At 72.6% G+C, this 19,180-nt stretch carries 11 protein-coding genes; 5 read left to right on the top strand and 6 right to left on the bottom strand.

The annotated features are described in order from the left end of the window. The first annotated feature begins 359 nt into the window (after positions 1 to 359). The 3 genes from ACIBHX_RS04915 to ACIBHX_RS04905 all read left to right on the top strand — a co-directional run bounded on the left by ACIBHX_RS04915 (position 360) and on the right by ACIBHX_RS04905 (position 6,748). Positions 360 to 1,868 carry a hypothetical protein gene (locus ACIBHX_RS04915; protein WP_397064279.1) on the top strand — a complete coding sequence of 503 codons (1,509 nt, stop codon included), beginning with the start codon at positions 360 to 362 and terminating at the stop codon, positions 1,866 to 1,868. A gap of 420 nt (positions 1,869 to 2,288) precedes the next feature. Beyond that, positions 2,289 to 5,408 (top strand): chromosome partitioning protein ParA, encoded by a 3,120-nt coding sequence (locus ACIBHX_RS04910; RefSeq protein WP_397064278.1) that lies wholly within the window; start codon positions 2,289 to 2,291, stop codon positions 5,406 to 5,408. Positions 5,409 to 5,452: 44 nt separating this feature from the next. Next, positions 5,453 to 6,748 carry a threonine/serine exporter ThrE family protein gene (locus ACIBHX_RS04905; RefSeq protein ID WP_397064277.1) on the top strand — a complete coding sequence of 432 codons (1,296 nt, stop codon included), beginning with the start codon at positions 5,453 to 5,455 and terminating at the stop codon, positions 6,746 to 6,748. On the opposite strand, the gene ACIBHX_RS04900 is transcribed toward ACIBHX_RS04905, so the two are convergent. Beyond that, on the bottom strand, positions 6,742 to 7,917 hold the full coding sequence (locus tag ACIBHX_RS04900; RefSeq protein ID WP_397064276.1) for a citrate/2-methylcitrate synthase: 1,176 nt from the start codon (positions 7,915 to 7,917) through the stop codon (positions 6,742 to 6,744). The two genes, ACIBHX_RS04905 and ACIBHX_RS04900, sit on opposite strands and share 7 nt — an antisense overlap. Before the next feature lie 67 nt (positions 7,918 to 7,984). On the opposite strand from ACIBHX_RS04900, the gene ACIBHX_RS04895 reads away from it, so the two are divergent. Beyond that, on the top strand, positions 7,985 to 9,202 hold the full coding sequence (locus tag ACIBHX_RS04895) for a LeuA family protein (RefSeq protein WP_397064275.1): 1,218 nt from the start codon (positions 7,985 to 7,987) through the stop codon (positions 9,200 to 9,202). Positions 9,203 to 9,227: 25 nt separating this feature from the next. On the opposite strand, the gene ACIBHX_RS04890 is transcribed toward ACIBHX_RS04895, so the two are convergent. Together ACIBHX_RS04890 and ACIBHX_RS04885 are read right to left on the bottom strand one after the other, a co-directional pair. Continuing rightward, complete coding sequence (locus ACIBHX_RS04890; RefSeq protein WP_397064274.1) at positions 9,228 to 10,547, bottom strand: NAD(P)/FAD-dependent oxidoreductase; 1,320 nt, start codon at positions 10,545 to 10,547, stop codon at positions 9,228 to 9,230. Between the two features lie 65 nt (positions 10,548 to 10,612). Next, on the bottom strand, positions 10,613 to 11,161 hold the full coding sequence (locus ACIBHX_RS04885) for a TetR/AcrR family transcriptional regulator (protein ID WP_397064272.1): 549 nt from the start codon (positions 11,159 to 11,161) through the stop codon (positions 10,613 to 10,615). A 159-nt stretch (positions 11,162 to 11,320) separates the two neighbouring features. Between ACIBHX_RS04885 and ACIBHX_RS04880 the strand changes: the two genes are divergently transcribed. Next, positions 11,321 to 12,643, top strand: a complete 1,323-nt coding sequence (locus ACIBHX_RS04880; RefSeq protein ID WP_397064270.1) for an MFS transporter — start codon at positions 11,321 to 11,323, stop codon at positions 12,641 to 12,643. Here the strand turns inward: ACIBHX_RS04880 and ACIBHX_RS04875 are convergent. Genes ACIBHX_RS04875 through ACIBHX_RS04865 form a run of 3 tightly spaced genes read right to left on the bottom strand, consistent with a single transcriptional unit; the run spans position 12,612 to position 19,147 of the window. Next, positions 12,612 to 13,922, bottom strand: a complete 1,311-nt coding sequence (locus ACIBHX_RS04875) for an MFS transporter (protein WP_397064268.1) — start codon at positions 13,920 to 13,922, stop codon at positions 12,612 to 12,614. The genes ACIBHX_RS04880 and ACIBHX_RS04875 overlap by 32 nt on opposite strands. Further along, a complete protein-coding gene (locus ACIBHX_RS04870; protein ID WP_397064266.1) occupies positions 13,907 to 17,887 on the bottom strand; it encodes an AAA family ATPase in 3,981 nt (1,326 codons plus the stop codon). Before ACIBHX_RS04870 ends, ACIBHX_RS04875 begins: the two co-directional genes overlap by 16 nt. Further along, the gene (locus tag ACIBHX_RS04865) at positions 17,888 to 19,147 is read right to left on the bottom strand and encodes an exonuclease SbcCD subunit D (protein ID WP_397064264.1); all 1,260 of its coding nucleotides are present in this window, start codon (positions 19,145 to 19,147) and stop codon (positions 17,888 to 17,890) included. Positions 19,148 to 19,180 lie beyond the last annotated feature (33 nt).

The raw sequence follows: 19,180 nt of genomic DNA, 5'->3' as shown, positions 1-19,180 counted from the left end.
CCTCGCCCATACGGCAAGCCCCCCACCCACGTAACTTCCGCTCGGAGCCCCGGGCCGCTGCGCACGCACGCCCGCCCCACACCGTGCAGCGCCATCCAGGCCGTGTCCGCCCACACCACGCGCCCCGCGCCACGCAGCACCGCCCGAGTCGTGTCCAACTGTCCCGCGCATTCTGTGCGGCACAGCACCACCCGGGTTGTGTCCTACCGCACTAGTTATCCCGTGGTTTGTGGTGCCACGCGCGTCTTGCCGGACTACTTCGCCGGGGGCGCGTCGGGCTGCGGCGTGGCGGGGCGGGGCGGTGTCGAGGGGTGTTGGGGCGATTCGTTGAGCATGCCGTACTGCATTGAGGGGGTTGGGTGAAGGGATCGCATGCCGTGCGCGAGGGCGCGGACGGCGCGTACGCTCACGTGCTGGCTCGGGCCGGAGGGCCGGTCGGGCTGGGGGCGGGGGTGGCGGCGCCTGCGGGGATGGCGCGGCTGACGTACGACGACTCCACCGGGGTGGGCGTTCCTGTGTGGCCCGATGGGGTGACGCCGTCGCTGCTGGAGGAGTACCAGGTGGCGGGGGTGTCTGTCGAGCGGGCCGGGGAGTCGCGGCGGGTGCTTGCCGCGTGCCTCAAGTGCTGCTGGACCGACCTGTCCGCCGACCCCTGGCCCGGCTCTCCCGCGCCGCTCGACCAGGTGCTCGACACGTATCGGGCGCTGATCGGGCGTACCGACGACCTCATGCGCAACTGGGCGATCGGGGCGTTGCGCCGCCTGCACGACTCGGGCTGGGTGGTCATGAGAGACGGCGTGGTCCGGCTCGGGCCCCGGTGCGCCACCTGGCCCGTGGAGTCGTACGCCCTGCTGAAGGAACTCCTCCGCCGCCTCCCAGAACCAGACCGCACCGGCCTCATCACCACCCTCCCCACCGGGAACACCGCACCGGCCGAGGACACCACGTCACCACCAGCCGCGGACACGGCGCCTGCGAACGCCGAGGATGCAGGCTCGGCCCCGAATGACGACATCACGCCAACACACGCCAAGCAGGGCCTGCCCGTGGAGGTCGTCCCAGCCCAGGCTGCCGATGCTGAGACAGCCCTGCGCGGGGATGCCGGGGCGGAGCAGGTCGAGGGCGCGGGGGTGGCGTCTCGCGATGGTGTTGGGGCGGAGAGTGGGCGGGTTGAGGGGGCGGCGGGGGACTTTGAGGATTTGTTGGGGGGGTTTGACGAGCGGCGGCGGGCGGAGTTGGTGGCGGCGTTCATGGCGGTGGAGTGCGCCGGGGAGCCCGTGCCCGAGGCCAGGTTCGGGGCGCTGCGGGATCCGGCATTGCGGCACACGTTGGGCGAGATGCTGGCCCGGCGCGGGCGGGTGCTGGTGCAACATCGCGAGCGGTGGATCTCCGGGTACGCGGACGAGTTCGCCAAGCGGGTGGAAGGGCCGGGGCTGTCCGAGGCGGAGCGGGCGGTGCTGACGCTGGTGCTGGTGCACTCGGTGGCGATCCCGCGGGCCGAGGGGATGCTGCCCGAGGACTCGTGGCTGTCGCCGCACCCGACGGCGGCCGAGGAGCTGCGGCGGCACACCCAACTGCCGATCGGCGAGCTCGAGGGCGCGCTGCGGACGCTGCGGCACGCCGGGCTGCTCGGGCAGGTCAAGGCCGGCGAGGAGGCGGGCGGGTACGTCCCCGGGCCCCAGTTCCACCGGCTCACGCCCGCGGCTCGGCGGCGGTTGCAGGAGGAGCTCATCCTCGCCGCGGGCCCGCACACGCCGCTGGCGGCAGCCGTACGGGCCAAGAGATCGTCCTCCGACCCTGCCCGCCGCACGGCTCGCGCCCGGAGCTCAGGAGATGTACGGCCCGCCGAGTCCGAGACCGTCGCATGAGTGGGCGATGCACCCCCCAGAAGGCGACCGGCAGAGGCCGCGACTACGTGGCGACGCGAGCAGGCGACGGCATGGGCAAGCGACCAGGGATCCGGCGGCCCGCAAGGGCGAGGAACCCTGGCCGTGGGCGGGTGATGGCTTGGGCGAGGAGTCAGGAGTCGGACGGCCCGCAAGGGTGACGAACCCCGGCTGCAGGCGGGTGACCGCTTGGGCGAGCGGCTGGAGATCTGGCGGCGCGCAAGGGCCAGGGACCCGGCTGCGGGTGGGTGACGGCTTGGGCGAGCGGCTCGGTGTCTGGCGGCGCGTGCGAGGTCGCGGGGAGCTGCGGCCGGGCGCGGGTCTCGTGGGCGGGGCCGGTGGGTGGGCTGGTGGGTGTGAGTTGGCGTTTGGTGTGGATGGAGGGATTTCGGGGTGTCTCAGGTGGAGAACGTTGTCGGGGATCGGGTGCTGATCGCCGCCCAAGCGGTCAATATTTCGCGGCTTTCGACGCACCCGGTCCCGATTGTGCCGGGGACGCTGATCGTGGTGGCCGGGGCGGGGCCGAAGGACTCCAACGGCGCGGGCAAGTCGTCGTTCATCGCCTCCGTCACCGCGCTGCTGGGTGACGAGCAGTGGCGGTTCGCCTCCGGGGCGAAGGCCGTGTCGGAGCTGCTGTTCAACGCCGAACTGGCCAGCGGCACCGGCGCCCGCCAGTGGGCCAGCGCCGACCACGGCTACATCGTGGGCGTGTTCGGCTACCCGGACGGCCACGAGGTGCCCGAAAGCGACGACGAGCTGTTCCCCGCCGACGAGAGCGGCGCCGTGACGGTGTGGCTGCGCGTCAATCAGGAGGCGCCGCACCTGGAGATCCGCTGGCAGGAGGGCGTACGGCTGGCCGCGGCGGGATCCGAGGCCGAGCGGGTGACCAGGGCGGACGACATCTGGTCGGCGCTGCCGAAGTCCGCGGGCCGCAGGGACGTGGTGGCCCGTGACCTGACCAAGGTCCTTTACGGCGACCGGGTCAGGTGCGTGTCGTTCCTGTCGACGTCCGTGCGGAGCAAGGTCGCCACGAACCTGCTGTCGCAGCCGCTCAACGAGATCTCCCCCGAGCGCGTCTTCGAGGCGATCGCCGCGCTCACGGGCTTGGACGCCGAGCTGGAGCAGGAGCGCGAGGCGCGCCGCGACGAGCACGCCAGGCGGGTGCGGGCGGCGCAGGCGGGCGAGCGGCTGGCCGAGTTCGAGGTGGAGTCGAAGGCGTTGCTGACCACGTTCGACCGCCGCGACCAGGCGCGGATCCGGCTGGCGGACGCGTTGCGGTGCTGGCGTGGCAGGCAGGCGCGCAAGCTGGCGGACGCGGCGGCGAAGGACGAGGCGCTGGCCACCGAGGCGGCCAAGCACCGGAAGGCGGGCGAGGCGGCCGCCGAAGCCGTGGCGATGGTCAAGGCGGAGATCACCACCCTCAAGGACGACACGCTCGACCGGCGGGTGTCGGAGGCGCGCAGGGAGCTGGCGGCGCTGCAGGCCAAGGCGGCCAAGCTGGACGCCGACCGGGCGGTGGCGGAGAACTCGGCCGACGAGCTGCGCGGCCGGATCCCGGCGCTGGAGGAGTCGCGGCGCTTCGCCGACGGGCGCGACGTGGCCACGGCCGAGCGGGAGCTGGGCGAGGCACGGCGGCGGATGAACGAGGCGTTCAAGGCGCTGGGCGTGGCCGACCGGGAGGTGGCCTCCGCCCAGGCCGCGCTCGACGACGCCGAGGGCGGCCCCGCGGCGGCCCAGCTCAACGCCCTGGCCGCGGCCGGCGTCTCCGCGACGGGCCTGCTGGACGCGCTGGACGTGGCCGAACAAGCCCGCGACTACGCCCACGGAACCGGGGGCCCCGGCAGGGCAGACACCAGCGACACGGGCGGCGTAGCCGCGGTTGGCATCAACGCCGGGGGCGCAAGCGGCATAAACGCGGACGGCGCAAACGCAGGGGGCGCGGGCGGCAGAAGTGCGGACGGCGCGGACGCGGGGGGCGGACGCGGTCGAGGTGGGCTGGGGGTCGAGGGGCTTCGCGGGTGGCCGAACGAGCATGCCGTGATCGTGGATGCCGCCCACCTGGACCAGGCCGCGCGAGCGCTCGCGGACCTGCCGGGTTCGGTGCTGGTCAGCTCGGCGGGCGTGTCCGTGGTGGGCGCGTTCGACGGCGTCGCGACGGGTAGGGAAGCGCGGATCAAGGCTGCCGAACACCGGCTCAACCGGGCCAGGGACACCCAGGAGAGCGCCGCGCAAGCCGTACACGAGAGCGAGGAAGCGGTAGCCGAGGCCCAGCGGAGGCTGGAGGGCGCCAAGGCCGGGGTGCAGCTCGCCGAACTGCAGGAGCGGCTGAAGGAACGGCGTGCCAAGCTGGCCGAGCTGACCGCCGCGCTGGAGGAGCTGGTCCCGGCCGTGGCCGAGGCCGAGCGGCAGGCGGGCACGCTGGATTTCCGCGCCCGCACCCGGGACATGGAGATCGAGCGCCTTGAGGGCCGCAGGCACCGGCACGAGCAGGAGCGCACGCAGGCCCACGGCCTGGAGGCCAAGGCGGAGTCCGAGCGGGAGGCGCTCAAGCTCGACGCGCTCAGGGCAGACTGGGGCGGCACGATCGACACCGCGCGGGAGTGGCTCGACGCGCTTGCCGACGAGGAGCGGCCCAGGAGCGCCGACGAGTGGTGGCGCGTGGCCGAGCGTCACCTGGACCAGTCCTTCAGGGACTCCTTCCCCGAGGAGGACGCCGAGGTCCCGGAGGAGCTGGCGTTCCTGCTCGAGGACCGGGGCGGCAGCGCGGCCAGGGAGCAGGCGACGTTCGCCGCCGTGTGCGGTTCGCTGGCCTCATACCTGCGCGGCCAGGAGGAGTACGAGCGGCACCAGCGCCGCCAGATCGAGGCGCAGATCACCAGCAGGCAGCGCGACCTGGCGGCGGCCACGAAGGGCGCCGAGGAGGCGGCCCAGTCGACGGCCGTGCACCGGGCGGCGCTGACCGCCGCGATCAAGGCCAGGCTGACCAGGGTGGCCGAGGAGTTCGAGAAGCTCGACACCTCCTACGGCGGCTACGGCGCGACGCTGGAGTTCCCGTTGCCGCCGGCGCCCGCCGATCCGGAGCAGCGCTGGCAGTGGCGGGTCACGCCGAAGTGGCGGCGCGGCGAGGGCCAGGGTTTCGTGCCCTACAACCGGCGGGCCAACACCGCGCTCATGGACGAGAAGGCGGTCAAGCTGGTGTGCGCGGCGGCCATTGCCTCGAGCGGCGGCGGCCATCTGTGCCTGGTGCTCGACGAGCTGGGCCGCAACCTCGGCAAGGAGCACCGCCGCGAGGCGGTCGCGCTGTTCCGCAGGATCGGCGAGACCTACGGCATCACCGTGATCGGCGCGCTCCAGGACGACATGGAGCCGTACGCGATCGACGCCTGCGGCCAGTACATCAAGCTCAGGCGGTCCTCGGACGCCATGCCGTACAACGAGCCGCCGGTGATCATCGGGCATGATCAGCACGCCGAGCGCGTCCGGGCGCTCGCGAAGTACGTGGACAGGAGCCCCAATTCTTAATCAAGCGGCGTTTGCCCGGATAACGACCGGAAATCGTCTTTCCAATGACCTACGCAGCCTCTGACGCGGACGCGCATCGTGCCATGGCCCTCGCGTTGCGCGTCGGTGAGCTGCTGCTGGGCAGCGGCGAGGCGACGGAGAACGTGTCCGGCTCGATGACCAGGATCCTGCAGACGTACGGTATGCGCCAGGTCGAGGCCGACGTGAACCTGTCGGCGATCACGCTGTCGCACGTCCCCGAGGACGGCAGACCGGCGGCCACGGCCGAGCGGCGGGTGCGCAGGCGCCAGCCGGACTATGACCGGCTGATAGCGGTGCACGAGCTGGTGGGCGAGATCGTGGCGCAGCAGCTGCCGCTGACCGACACCCACGAGCGGCTGCGCGAGGTGGGCCTCCGCAGGCCCGTCTATCCGGGCTGGGCAGTGGTGACGTCGCTGGCGCTGATCGCGGCGTCGGCCGCGGTGCTGATCGGCGGCGGTCCGATCGTGGCGCTCTCGGCGTTCGTGGCGACCGTCATGGGCGACCGGCTGGGCGCGTGGCTGGCCAGGCGCGGTGTGGCGGAGTTCTTCCAGCTGGCGGTGGCCGCGAGTTGCGGGACGCTGATCGCGGTGCTGCTGATCTGGCAGCGGGTGCCGGTGCAGGCCTCGGCCGTGGTGGTGGGCGCGGTGATCGCGCTGCTGCCGGGGCGGCCGCTGGTGGCGTGCGTGCAGGACGGCATCGCCGGCGAGTACGTCACGGCGGCCGGCAGGCTCACCGAGGTGGTCTTCATCATGGCGGCGGTGATCTCGGGGATCGGCACGATACTGTCGATCGGGGTACTGCTGGGGGTGCCGATCAGGGTGGACGTGGTGCCCGTGGCTCCGCTGTCGCTGGCCGCGCCGCAGCTGCTGGGGGCGCTGGGAGTGAGCCTGACGTTCGCGGTGGCGCTGCTGGTGCCGCCCAAGCACGTGGTGGGGGGCGCGCTGGGCGGCGGGGTGATCTGGGTGACGTTCGTGCTGCTGGCCAGGAACGGGTTCCCGCCTCTCATGGCGACGACGATCGCGGCGGCGGTGGTCGGGCTGCTCGGCACCGCCTACGCGCGGATGGTGCGGGTGCCCGCGATGGTGTTCGTGATCCCGGCGATCGGCCCGCTGCTGCCCGGCTCGGTGCTGTATCGGGGGATGCTGGAGATGAGCCTGGGCGAGCTGTCGAAGGGCACCCTTGACCTGATCGAGGCGCTGTCGATCGCCCTGGGTCTCGGCGCGGGCGTGATCCTGGGCGCCGAGGTACTGCGCGCGCTGCGTGGTCGCGGCCTGGCCCGCCGCGTGCGCCCGGCCTCGCGCAGGACCCGCGGCTACTGAAGCGGCGGTCCGACGTAGGCGGCGCGCAGCCGCAGCAGGGACCGCCTGGCGTACTCCTCCATCGCGTGCGCCAGCCAGCCCGCGGTCCTGGACACCGCGAAGATCGCCTCGCCGGCGCCGGGGATCATGCCGGTGACCGCGCCGAGCGTGGCCAGCGCCAGGTCGATGTTGTGCTCGGGCAGCCGTCGCCTGCGCACTTCCACCAGTACGGCGCGTGCCGCGGCGAGCCGCCCGTGGCCGGGCGCGGCGGCCTCGACCAGGTCGAGCAGGAGGGCGCCGCGGGCATCGCCGTTCTTGTAGATGCTGTGGCCGAACCCGGGGATGCGCTCACCCCTGCGGACGCGGTCGCCGACCGCGCGCGGCGCCTGGCCGGGCTCGGCCACCTCGGCCAGCAGACGCTCGGCGCCGTACGACGCGCCGCCGTGCAGCGGGCCGCCCAGCACGCCCAGCCCGGTGAGCACCACCGCGTACGGGTCGGCCTTGGCGGAGGCCGCCACGCGGGCGGCCAGTGTGGAGGCGGCCAGCTCGTGGTCGGCCAGCAGGATCATGGCGGCCTGGAGCGCGTGGAGCAGCGCGGGGGTCGGCGGGTTCGGGCAGATCTTCCCCCAGAGCCGCCCGGCCAGGGATCCGGGGTCGCCGGGCCCGAGGGCGGGCAGGGCGTCGACCAGGCCGCAGATCAGGCGGCGGCCGGTGGCGACCACCGATTCCTGGTCGAGCTGGTAGCGCAGGGAGTCGGAGGCGCCGAGCACGGTCGTGATCACCTGCAGGCGGTCGAGCGGCAGGAGATCGCCGGCCAGCCCGTGCTGCGCGGTCACGGCGGCCTGCAGAGCCGCGGGATCGCTCGCCCACCGCGCGGACGGCGCGGACCACAGCCACTCGGCCACCGATTCGAACGTTCCTGTGCGGGCCAGGTCGATCGCGTCCAGACCGCGGTAGTACGGCCGGTCGACCCCGAGCGCGGTGATCGCCGACTCGATGACCAGCTCAGGCGGCTGCCCGCGCGGACGGCCGCGCCGGGCCAGCCGCTCGATCTCGTCGGCGTCGAACAGGCTGCGCCGCCCGTCCTCGCTGTGGCGGCGCTTGAGCACACCCCTGCTCACGTACGCGTACAGGGTCGCGGGCTTCACGCCGAGCCGCTCGGCCGCGCTGGCGGCGTCGATCCACTCCACACCCAGCCTCCAACATTGATGAAAATCAATATTGATACATATTGAATGAGCATGTCAACGTGAAGGCATGCCTCAAGTTCACTTCCTCGACGTGACCAACCGGGACGGCGTGCAGACCGCGCGCACCGGCCTGTCGAAGTTCGGCAAGACCATGGTCAACTTCTATCTGGCCAAACTCGGCGTGGCGCAGTCGGAAATCGGCTTCCCCTTCCTCTTCCACGAGGTCCCCTACGTGCGGGCGCAGGTCGCGCTGCGGGAGGCGGGCGCGTTCGGCGACCTGCGCCTGTCGGGCTGGTGCCGCGGGGTGGCGCAGGACGTGGAGCAGGCGGCGCCGCTCGGCCTCGTGCACTACAACCTGTCGATCTCGACGTCCGACTACATGATCCAGAACAAGTTCAAGGGCCGGCTGGACCGGAAGGCGATCATCAGGGAGATGACCGCCGCGGTCAGGGCGGCCAAGGCGGCGGGTGCCGAGACGATCGGCGTGAACGCCGAGGACGGCTCGCGCACCGACGACGGGTTCCTGCTGGAGTTCGCGCTGGCGGCCAAGGAGGCCGGCGCCGACCGGGTGCGCTACTGCGACACGATCGGCGGCGACACGCCCGACCGGATCCGCGAGCGCTTCGCCAAGCTGGCCTCCGCCACGGCGATGCCGATCGAGACGCACTGCCACAACGACCTCGGCCTGGCGGTGGCCAACTCGGTCTCGGGCGCGCTCGGCGACCTGGACGCCGGGCAGGACGCCTGGATCAACACCTGCGTCAACGGGATCGGTGAGCGTTCCGGCAACGCTGACCTGCTGTCGACGATCCTCGCCTTCGAGCACGGCTTCGGCCTGAACGCCACCATCGGGGACGCCCTCGACCTGACCTGGGCCAGGCGCTTCGCCCTGTGGGCCGCCTACGCCCTGGGTCAGCCGCTGCCGTACAACCAGGTCGGGGTCGGCCGCAACGCCTTCGCCCACGAGTCGGGCATCCACGCCGACGGCGCGCTCAAGGACCACGGCAACTACGAGCTCTACGACGAGGCCACACTCGGGCCCTTCCCCGAGGACTGGCACGCGCGGGCCGGCCGCGTCGTCCTGACCGGCGAGTACGGCGGCAAGGCCGGCTTCCGCCACGTCATGGACGGGCTCGGACTGCAGGTGGAGGACGAGGACCTGGCCTTCCGGGTCGTCCAGCTCTGCAACGCGATGACCGGCCGCCCCCTCACCGACGACGAACTCACCCTGATCGCCACATATCCCCGAGAGCTCGCACTGCTCTTCCCCGGTTACTTGGACTGACACGGCGAGCTGCCGTGCAGGGGAGTTATGCGGCGAAGTTCTGGGTCGACCTGGTCGGGAAGGAGTCCTGGAAGTCGGCGGCGGGGTGTTCGATGGCGGTGAGCTGGACCGGGTCGCGGCGGAAGAGCATCGACAGGGTCCAGTCCGCCAGGACGCGGGCCTTGTGGTTGAAGGTGGGCACCCAGGCCAGGTGATAGGCCCGGTGCGCCAGCCAGCCGAGCACCCCCGTGAGCTTGAGCCGGTAGACCTGGGCGACGCCCTGGTGGTGGCCGAGCCCGGCGACCGAGCCCAGGTAGGCGTGCCGGTAGGGCTTGAGCGCGCGACCGCGGACGTAGGCGACGAGGTTCCGGCCGAGCAGCTTGGCCTGCCGGACCGCGTGCTGCGCGTTGGGCGCGGTGAACTCGCCGGGCCGGGTGAGGTCGGGCACCGCCGCGCCGTCACCCGCGGCGAAGGCGTCGGCGACGCCCTCCACGGTCAGGTACTCGGTGGCCTTGATCCGCCCGCCGCGGTCGAGGGGCAGGCCGCTGGCCGCATTGAGGGGGTTGGGACGCCCGCCCGCGGCCCAGACCAGGGTCCCGGCGTCGATGGCGGTGCCGTCGTCCAGCGTCGCCCTGCCGTCCTGCGCCGAGACGAGGCGGCTGTTGAGGCGCACGGCCACGCCGCGCTTGGTGAGGGCCTTGGCGGTCCAGACGCCGAGGTCCTCGTGGAGCTCGGGCAGGATCCGCCCGGTGGCCTCCACCAGGGTCCAGCCGAGCTCCTCGCGCGCGATCGACGGGTGGTAGCGCAGCGCGTCGTCGGCCAGGCCCTGCATCTCGGCCAGCGCCTCGACGCCCGAGAACCCGCCACCGACCACGACGAACGTCAGCGCCCTGCGGCGGACGTCGGGGTCGTCGGTCGAGGCGGCCGCCGCGAGCTGCCCGAGCACGTGGTTGCGCAGATGGACGGCCTCGCCCACCGTCTTGAAGCCCACCGCGTGCTCGGCCAGGCCGGGAATCGGCAGCGTACGGAGAATCGAGCCCGCGGCCATCACCACGATGTCGTACGCCAGGGTGCGCGCGGGCCCCTGCACCGGCTGGAACTCGGCCACCCGCTCGTCGTGGTCGATGCGCGTCACCCGCCCGGCCAGCACCTGGACACCCTTGAGCACCCGGCTGAGCGGGGCGACCACGTGCCGCGGCTCGATCGCGCCACCCACCGCCTCCGCGAGGAACGGCTGGTAGGTCATGTAGCCGCGGGGGTCGACCACGGTGACGCTCACCTCGCCGGAACGGATGAGCTTGCGCAGCCCCAGTGCGGTGTACATGCCGACATATCCGCCACCAACGATCAGGATGTGCTTCCTCATGGTTCCGTCTCCTTTCGGGTTCTTCACCACAAGGACGGGACAGCCCTGGCGTTTGTGACAGTGATCTAGCGCACACGCAGCCCGTCGAGCGTGAGCTCCAGAAGGCGGTCCACGTCGGCCTCGCCGTCCGGGCTGCACTCGGCGATCCAGGAGATCGCGCTGACGAACTTGATCAGGTCGTCCACGGTCATGTCCGGCCTGAACGCCCCGGCGGCCTGCGCCCGTTCGAGCAGGTCGCGGCCCATCGAGCGCAGCGACTCGCAGGAGTCCTTGAGCTCGTCGCTGCCGCCCTGGATGCCGACCAGGTACTCGCGCGCCAGCCCGCGGTACCGCGCGGTGTGGCGGATCCACCCGCGCACCCACACCAGCAGCGCCTCCTCGGGAGGAGCGGTCTCCCGCAACTCGCGCGCCCTGGCCTCCAGATCCAGCCGCCCCTGGTCGAGTACGGCCTGCACGAGCGCGCGCCGAGTCGGGAAGTGCCGGTAGAGGGTGCCGATGCCGACACCGGCCGTCCTGGCGATGTCCTCCAGCGACGCCTCGGTCCCGTCGCGGATGAACGCCTGGCTCGCCACCTCCACCAGCCGCAGGTAATTGCGCCGGGCGTCGGCACGCATGGGTGACCTCCCTTGCAAACCGGAGGCACCCTCCGTATATTCACCGGAGGAGGCCTCCACTTACTGTCTCAACTCTATCTCTGGACTGCCATGCAGACGACTGTCCGGACAACCGAGCGGTCCTGGGCGACCCTCGGTGTCCTGGTTACCTCGCAGCTCATGCTCATGATCGATGGAACGATCGTCAATATCGCGCTCCCCCGGATCGGCGCGGAGCTTCACATGTCCCGCACCGACCTGTCGTGGGTGATCAACACCTACATCCTGGCCTTCGGCGGATTACTGGTGCTGGGCGGGCGCGCCGGCGACATCCTCGGCCGCCGCCGGATCTTCCTCGCCGGGATCACCTTGTTCACCCTCGCCTCGCTGATCGGCGGGCTGGCCCCGACGGCCGGGGTGTTGCTGGGGGCGCGGGTCATGCAGGGCGTGGGTGCCGCGCTCGCCGGGCCGGGCACCCTGGCGTTGATCACCGGCAACTTCGCCGAGGGAGAGCCCCGCAACCGGGCTCTGGCCGTGCTGACCGCCGTGACCAGCGGGGGCGCGGCGCTCGGGCTGACCCTGGGCGGCGTGCTCACCGACTCCGCGTCGTGGCGGTGGGTAATGTTCATCAACGTGCCCATCGGGGTGGCCGTCATGGTGCTGACCCCGCGTTTCGTCCAGGAGAGCGAGCGGCATCCCGGCCGGTTCGACCTGCCGGGCGCGCTGACCTCCACGCTCGGCATGACCTCCCTCGTGTACGGGCTCATCAGGGTCTCCTCAGCCGGCTGGTCCGACAGGCAGGCGCTGGTCGCCTTCGCGGTCGGGGTGGTGCTGCTGGCCGTGTTCGGCTGGGTGGAGACCAGGGCCGAGCAGCCGGTCGTGCCCCTGCGGTTGCTGGCCGACCCCAGCCGGCTGGGGGCCTACATCAACATGCTGCTCGTCCCCGCCGCGGGCATCAGCATGTTCTTCTTCATGGGCCAGTACCTGGAGGACGTGCTGGGCTACGGCTCGCTGGCCACGGGCCTGGCGTTCCTGCCGCTGGCCGGGGCGCTGCTCATCGCGTCACAGCTGGCACCGCGGCTGATGACCAGGTACTCCCCCAAGCCGGTCGCGCTCGCCGGCATCGCGGTGATCACGGTGGGCCTGGCCTGGCTCACCCAGGTCGACACCGGCACCAGCTACGTGACCGGGATTCTCGGGCCGATGTTCCTGTTCGGGTTCGGCGCCGGGTTCACGTTCATGCCGCTGACGTCGATCATCCTGTCCGGGGTGGCGCCGAGCGAGGCGGGGGCCGCCTCGGGGCTGATGCAGGCCTTCCAGCAGACCGGCGGGTCGCTGGGCCTGGCGATCCTGGTCACGGTGTTCGGCTCGGTCACCGCGCACACCACGCTACGCGGGACGGCCGCGCTGGCCCAGGGCATCAGCGCCGCCGTCACGGCCACGGCCGTCTTCACCGCCGCCGCGATCGTGATCATTCTGGCAGTACGGCAGCGCCGTACCTGAAGCCTTGGAGGTTCTCGCCGGCCGTCTCGGGGAGGGCGAGCAGGCACAGCAGGCTCAGTACCGCCATCGCCGAGACGTAGATCCCGACGGCGAACACGCCCAGGCTGGTGACCTGCAGCCCGGTGGCGACCAGCGGCGGCACCGCGCCGCCCAGCACGCCGCCGAGGCTGTAGGTCACCGAGGCGCCGCTGTAGCGGTACTCGGTCAGGAACAGCTCGGGCAGGTAGGCGCCCATCGGGCCGAAGATCAGGCCCATCAGCGCCAGCGCGCCCGCCAGCGACAGCCCGACCAGGACGGTCGACCTGGTCTCCATCAGCGGGAACATCGCCAGGCCCCACGCGATCGCGATCGCCGTCCCGGTGATGAGCACGCGCCGCCGCCCGAGGCGGTCGGAAACCAGGGCGGAGACCACGATGCCCGCGGCCATGAAGACCACGCCGATCATGGTCAGGCCGAGCATCGTGGTCTTCGGGATCTTCAGCGTGGCCGTGCCGTACGACAGGCAGTAGGTCGTGGCCGTGTAGAAGAGCGTGTAGGTGATCGTCATCGCGCCCGCGCCCAGCAGGACGCGGCGCCGCTGGTGGCGCATCAGCCCGGCGAACGGGACCCTGGCGATGCGCTGCTCTTCCATCGCGGCCCGGAAGACCGGCGTCTCGGAGATCCGCAGCCGCACGTACAGGCCGATGAGCACCAGCAGCAGGCTGGCCAGGAACGGCAGCCGCCAGCCCCAGCCGGCGAACTGCCGATCGCTGAGCATCACGCCCAGGATCAGGAACAGCCCGTTGGCCGCGATGAACCCGACCGGCGGGCCGAGCTGCGGGAACATGGCATACAGGCCGCGTTTGCCCGGCGGCGCGTGCTCGGTGGCCAGCAGCGCGGCGCCACCCCATTCCCCGCCGAGCCCGAAGCCCTGGGTGAAGCGGAGCAGCACCAGCAACACCGGCGCGGCCACGCCGATGGCCGCGTACCCGGGCAGCAGCCCGATCGCGACCGTCGACAGGCCCATCACCAGCAGCGAGACCACCAGCATGGACTTGCGGCCGATCCGGTCGCCCCAGTGCCCGAACACCGCCGACCCCAGCGGCCTGGAGACGAACGCCACCGCGAACGTGGAGAACGCCGCCAGCCGTCCCGCGACCGGGTCGAGCTGGGGGAAGAACGCGGTGTTCAGCACCAGGGCGGCGGCCGTGCCGTAGATGTAGAAGTCGTAGAACTCGATGGCCGTTCCGACGAGACTGGCCGCGGCGATCCTGGTCCGCTCCGTCAGCCGGGCAGGCATGCCAGCGTCGAACCCGTCCTGGCCTTGGTCACCTTCAGCTGGGCGGTGATCCTGCTGCGCAGCTCGGCCACGTGGCTGACGATGCCGACCGCACGGCCGCCGTCGCGCAGGCCGTCGAGGATGTCCAGGACGCCGTCCAGGGTGTCCTCGTCCAGCGTGCCGAAGCCCTCGTCGACGAAGAGCGTGCCGAGTTCGGCGCCGCCCGCCTCGGCGGTGACCACGTCGGCCAGGCCCAGGGCGAGCGCGAGCGAGGTGATGAACGACTCGCCGCCCGACAGCGTGGCCGGGTCGCGGTCGACCCCGGTCCACCCGTCGGCGACCCGCAGCCCGAGCCCGCCTCCCGAACGCCCGCGGGCGCCCGCCGTCTTGCGCAGGTCATGCCGGAGCAGGTAGCGGCCTGCGGACATGTGGTCGAGCCGGTCGTTGGCGGCGTCCACGACCTGACGCAGCCGCTCGCCGAGCACGAACGACGACAGGCTCATGCTCCACTGGTTGTCGGCCGAGGTGCCGCTGGCCAGCGCCGCCATCCGCTCGGCCAGGCGGTGACGCTCGGCGGCGGGCTCCCACCGGACCAGGCATTCCTCGAGCTCCCGCGTCAGCTGGCGCAGGCGGCGCAGCCTCGACTCGGCCTGGTCCCTCTCCGAGGCCAGGGCTGTGTGCTCCAGCTCGGCCCTGTCGCGTTCCGCCTCGAGTACCGTCAGGTCCGGCCTGGGCTGCTCGGCGGCGGACTTCAGTTCGGGGTCGTCGAGGGTGGCGGTGACGGCGGCGTGCTGGGCGTCGAGGGTACGCAGCAGCTCGGCCTTCCGCTCCCGCTCGGCCGCCGGGCGCGCGGCCGCCAGCGCGTCCCTCGGATCGCCGAACCCGGCCTCCTCGGCGGCCGCCCTCGCGGCCTGCCGTGCCTTCTCGTGCTCGGTTTCCGCCTGCTCGGCGGCGCGGACGGCCTCCAGCGCCTCGCGCAGCAGCTCGGCCTCGTCGGTCAGCCTGGACAGGCGGGCGGCCAGCGTCCGGTCGTCGCCGCGGGCGCTGTCCAGGCGCGCGGTCAGCCTGCCGACGTCGCCGCTCAGCTCCTCCTGCCTGGTACGGCCGGCGGCCAGCCTCGCGGTGACGCGGCGCAGCTCGTCCTCCAGCGCGGTTCGCTCCTGCGTCAGCCGGTTGGCCTCGGCGGCGAGCCCCGCCTCCCTGGCCGCCGACTCCCGCAGCCCCGCCAGCTCCCGCTCAGCCACCCCAAACACCCACCGCCCCTCAACCTCCCCCACACCCATGCCTTCCGCGACCCCGGTGGGGGCTTCGGCTTCGGTGGCGGCGAGGAGGGGGTGGAGACGGGCCGTGAGGCGGGTGCGTTCGGTCCGCAGGTGTTCCTGGTGAGTACGGGTGGCCGCCAGGGCTTCGGCGACCTCGCGCGCCAGATCCGCCACGCGCTGCCACTCCGCCTCGACCCGGTCGACCTCGGCGCTCAGCGCCCGCTCGCGCTCGGCCACAACCCGCAGCCGCCCAAGCTCCTCCTCAGCGGCCCGCACCAGCCCCTCGACGGCCTCCTCTGAAACCTCTCCCCCAGCCTCCACCACCGCCCGCAACCGCACCCCAAGCCCCTCAAACCCCCCAACAGCACCCCAAGCACCGAACACTGCGCCACCCGGCTCGCCGGTCCCAGTCACACCGACCGGAATCGACTCCCCGGGCGTGTCTCTTGGCTTGGCGGGCTCGCTGGGCGGGCTCGGCTTGTGGGGTTGGGGGGTGGCGGGCGGGCGGGTTGCCAGGGGGCCGAGGGCGGTGATCGGGGGGGATGCGAGGGTCTCCAGGGTGGTGGCCAGGCGGGACTCGAGGGTGGCGAGGTGGCGTTCGCCTGCCTCGCGTTCGGCCACCGCCGTCTCGTGGGACTGCTCGGCCGCCTGCTCGTCCTCGGGCGACGGGGTAGTGGGGGCGGCGGCGGCCGGGTGCGGGTGGTCGGGCGAGCCGCACACGGCGCACGGCACCCCGTCCGCCAGGTCGCGCGCCAGCTCGGCCGCCATACCGTCGATGCGGGCCTGGCGCAGGTCGAGCCAGCGTTCGCGGAGCGACTGGGCTCGGTCGACGAGGTCCCGGTGGGTCTCCCGCGCGGCGGCCAGCTCGGCGGTGAGGGCGTCGCGCCGCCGTACCGCGTCCAGGATCGTGTTCGCACCGTCCAGGACCGCCGCGACCGCCGGGATGGCCGCCGCTTCGTCCCGCGTCTCGGCCAGACGGTCCCGCGCCTCGGCCAGCCGGTCGGGCAGCTCGGCCGTCGTCGCGGCCACGCCGGCCTCGCGCTCCTCCAGCCCCGCCGCCGCCGCGGCCAGCCGTACCAGCTCCTCCTCGACCCGTACCAGGTCCGCCGCGGCATCCCTCAGCGACTCGGCCGCGGGCACCCGCGCCGCATCCACCCTCGCCCGGGCAAGCTCGCGGTCGGCGGCCTCGACCAGGTCGGGCAGTACGGCGAGCCGGCGCGCCACCGCCTCATCCTGCGCGACGAGCCCGGTGAGCTCCTCCTCGACCCTGCCCAGGTCGCGCCGGACCACCGACAGCCGCGCTTCCTCGGTCAACAACTCGGACAGCCGAGCGATCTCCCCCTGCCGCTCCCGCTCCATCCCCGCCAACCGCCCAACCAACCCCACCCCAAACCCCCACCCACCGAGAACGTCATCCCCTGCGACGGGGTGCCTGGTAGTGGGGTGCCCGGTGGTGAGGTGCCCCGTGGCGGCGTGGCCCCCGGCGGGGTGGGACGTGGTGGGGGTGCCGGTGGCGGGGTGAGACGGGGTGAGGAGGGGGTGGGCTCGGGCTACGGCGTCGGTGGCCAGGGTGCGGGCCTTGGCGTAGGTTTCGGCTCGGTGGTGGGCGGCGGTGATCAGCGGGAGTACGCGGTCGGCGCGGGTGGCCTCGTCGAGGATCGCCTCGAGGTCGGCTCGCTCGTCGGCGCGTTCGTCCAGGGTGCGGCGGAGCGTGAGGGCCTCGGCGTGGCGGCGCTGCCGGTCGGCCAGTGCGGCGGCCTGCTCGTAGCGGGTCCTGATGGTGCGCAGCGCCTGCTCCCCTGCCGAGAACCGCTCGCTCGTCCGGGCGACGACGCCCTCCACCCGCGTCACGAGCCACCCCGCCCACCCCAGCGGATCCACCTCGACATCCGGAACCACCACGGCCGCAGTGGCAGTCGGGGATGGAGTACTCGTGGCGGCAGTGCCCGGGGACGACGGCTGGTCATACCCGGCTGCAAGGCCAAGGGGCGAGGCGGTGAGGTCGTTCGTCGTGGGAGTGGTGGGTGAGGGGGTGGGGAGTTCGGGGGTGGCATGGGGGCCGGCGGCTTCCTGGAGGCGTTGGAGGGCGTAGTCGACCTCCTGTCTGAGCGACTGCTGGTCGCGCCAGGTCTGCTTGCGGTGCTCCGCGAGCCAGGTCTCCGCCTGGGTGAAGGTCTTGACGGTGAACAGGCGCTCCAGGAGCTTGCGGCGGTCGTCGCCGTCCGCGCGCAGGAACTTGGCGAAGTCGCCCTGCGGCAGCATCGCCACCTGGCAGAACTGGTCGGCGTTCATGCCGAGCAGCCCGCCGATGAGGTCGCCCGCCTCGTCGGCCCGGGTGGTGAGGCCGTGCCAGGCGTCGCCGAGGCGTTCCTCGACGATGACCTTGGCCTTCTCCTCGGTGAAGCCGGAGCCGCGCAGCTTGGGGCGCTGCCAGGCCGGCGAGCGCTGGATGCGGAACAGGCGCCCGCGGATCGTGACCGAGAGCGTCACCGAAGGGCCCGTGCCCGCGGGGGCGTGGTCGCAGCGCAGGGTGCGGGCGCTGTTGCGCTGGCCGGGCACCTGGCCGTAGAGGGCGAAGCAGAGCGCGTCGAGGATCGTGGTCTTGCCCGCACCCGTCGGGCCGTGGATGAGGAAGAGTCCGGCCTCCGCCAGCGAGTCGAAGTCGACCGTTTCCGAGCCCGGGAAGGACCCGAACGCCGTCAGCGAGAGCCGGTGTGGCCGCATCTACGCCATCGTCTCCTTCACCCTCGACGCCTCGATCGCCTGTCTTAGCAGGTCTTCCTCCTCAGGTGCGGCAGGCTCGCCGCGCACCTCCCTGACGAAATCCAGCGCCACCTCCGCCTCGGGACGCCCGCTGAGCCGGACCTGCTCCACCTTGGCCTGCGGGCCCGAAGGCTCGAACGAGAGCGCCAGCGCGTGCGGGAAGCGGGCGCGCAACCGGTCCATGGCCGACCTGGGCCGGACCGGATCGGTCAGCGTGACCTGCAGCCAGTGGTCCTCGTACGTCTCGTAGGAGGGCAGGGTCAGCAGGTCGTCGATCATACCCCGCAGCCGGCCGATCGGCCGCGGCACGGGCGCGGCCACGAATTCCACGGTGGCCGCCCCACCGGACCCGCGCACGACCTCCACCTCCGGAATCCCGCCGTTCCCTGAAGACATGAGCGGGCCATCGGCGAGGGCGTCGTCCACGCCGAACAGGGCGTCCTGCTCCGTCCCTGCGGGCGCGCGGGGAAGCCGCGCCCGCTCGGAGGACAGCGTGACCAGCCAGCACCCCTTGAGCTGGCCGGCCTCGGAGAAGGAGTAGGCCAGGGGGGATCCGGAGTAGCGCACCGTGCCGGACATGCGCTGGCGGCCGTGGAGATGGCCCAGGGCGGCGTAGTCCACGCCGTCGAAGGCCGAGAGGGGAACGTGGGCGACACCGCCCACGCTGATGTCGCGCTCGCTGTCGCTGGCCTGGCCCCCGGTGACGAAGGCGTGTGCCAGCACGACGCTGCGGCGGTGCCGTACGGCGTCGAGGCGGATGCGGGACATGGCGTGGCCGAGCGCGGCGCTGTGGGTGCGCTCGTCCAGCTCCCAGGGGGTGCGCACCAGCTCGGGCTCGAGGTAGGGGATGCCGTAGAAGGCGACGCCGTCGAGCACGATCGGATCCCAGGCGCGGGAGGGCTCGGTGCGCAGGTAGACGCCGGCGGCGTCGAGCAGATCGGCGCCGAAGCCGAGCCGGCGGGCGGAGTCGTGGTTGCCGCTGATCAGCACCACCTTGGCGCCGGCGGCCACGACGCGGCGCAGCGCGTCCTGCAGCAGGGAGACGGCGTCGACCGGCGGCAGCGCCCGGTCGTAGACGTCGCCGGCGATGGCGACCACGTCGACCCGCTCGGCGTGGACCGTGTCGACGAGGTGGTCGACGAAGGCGGCCTGGGCGTCGAGCAGGCTCTCCCGGTGGAACGACCGGCCCAGGTGCCAGTCGGACGTGTGCAGGATGCGCATGTCGCAGGAAGCTAACAGGTCCCACCGACAAAT

Origin of the sequence: Nonomuraea sp. NPDC050536 (assembly GCF_044457685.1) — a bacterium.
In the GTDB taxonomy this organism is placed as follows: domain Bacteria; phylum Actinomycetota; class Actinomycetes; order Streptosporangiales; family Streptosporangiaceae; genus Nonomuraea.
Note: the sequence above shows the minus strand (reverse complement) of the source record. Positions and strands in the feature narration are given on the sequence as shown.

Coding starts and splice junctions, on each gene's coding strand:
- ACIBHX_RS04895 (WP_397064275.1), top strand. CDS start 7,985: ATGCCTCAAGTTCACTTCCTCGACGTGACCAACCGGGACGGCGTGCAG.
- ACIBHX_RS04865 (WP_397064264.1), bottom strand. CDS start 19,147: ATGCGCATCCTGCACACGTCCGACTGGCACCTGGGCCGGTCGTTCCAC.
- ACIBHX_RS04905 (WP_397064277.1), top strand. CDS start 5,453: ATGACCTACGCAGCCTCTGACGCGGACGCGCATCGTGCCATGGCCCTC.
- ACIBHX_RS04870 (WP_397064266.1), bottom strand. CDS start 17,887: ATGCGGCCACACCGGCTCTCGCTGACGGCGTTCGGGTCCTTCCCGGGC.
- ACIBHX_RS04890 (WP_397064274.1), bottom strand. CDS start 10,547: ATGAGGAAGCACATCCTGATCGTTGGTGGCGGATATGTCGGCATGTAC.
- ACIBHX_RS04885 (WP_397064272.1), bottom strand. CDS start 11,161: ATGCGTGCCGACGCCCGGCGCAATTACCTGCGGCTGGTGGAGGTGGCG.
- ACIBHX_RS04880 (WP_397064270.1), top strand. CDS start 11,321: ATGCTCATGATCGATGGAACGATCGTCAATATCGCGCTCCCCCGGATC.
- ACIBHX_RS04875 (WP_397064268.1), bottom strand. CDS start 13,922: ATGCCTGCCCGGCTGACGGAGCGGACCAGGATCGCCGCGGCCAGTCTC.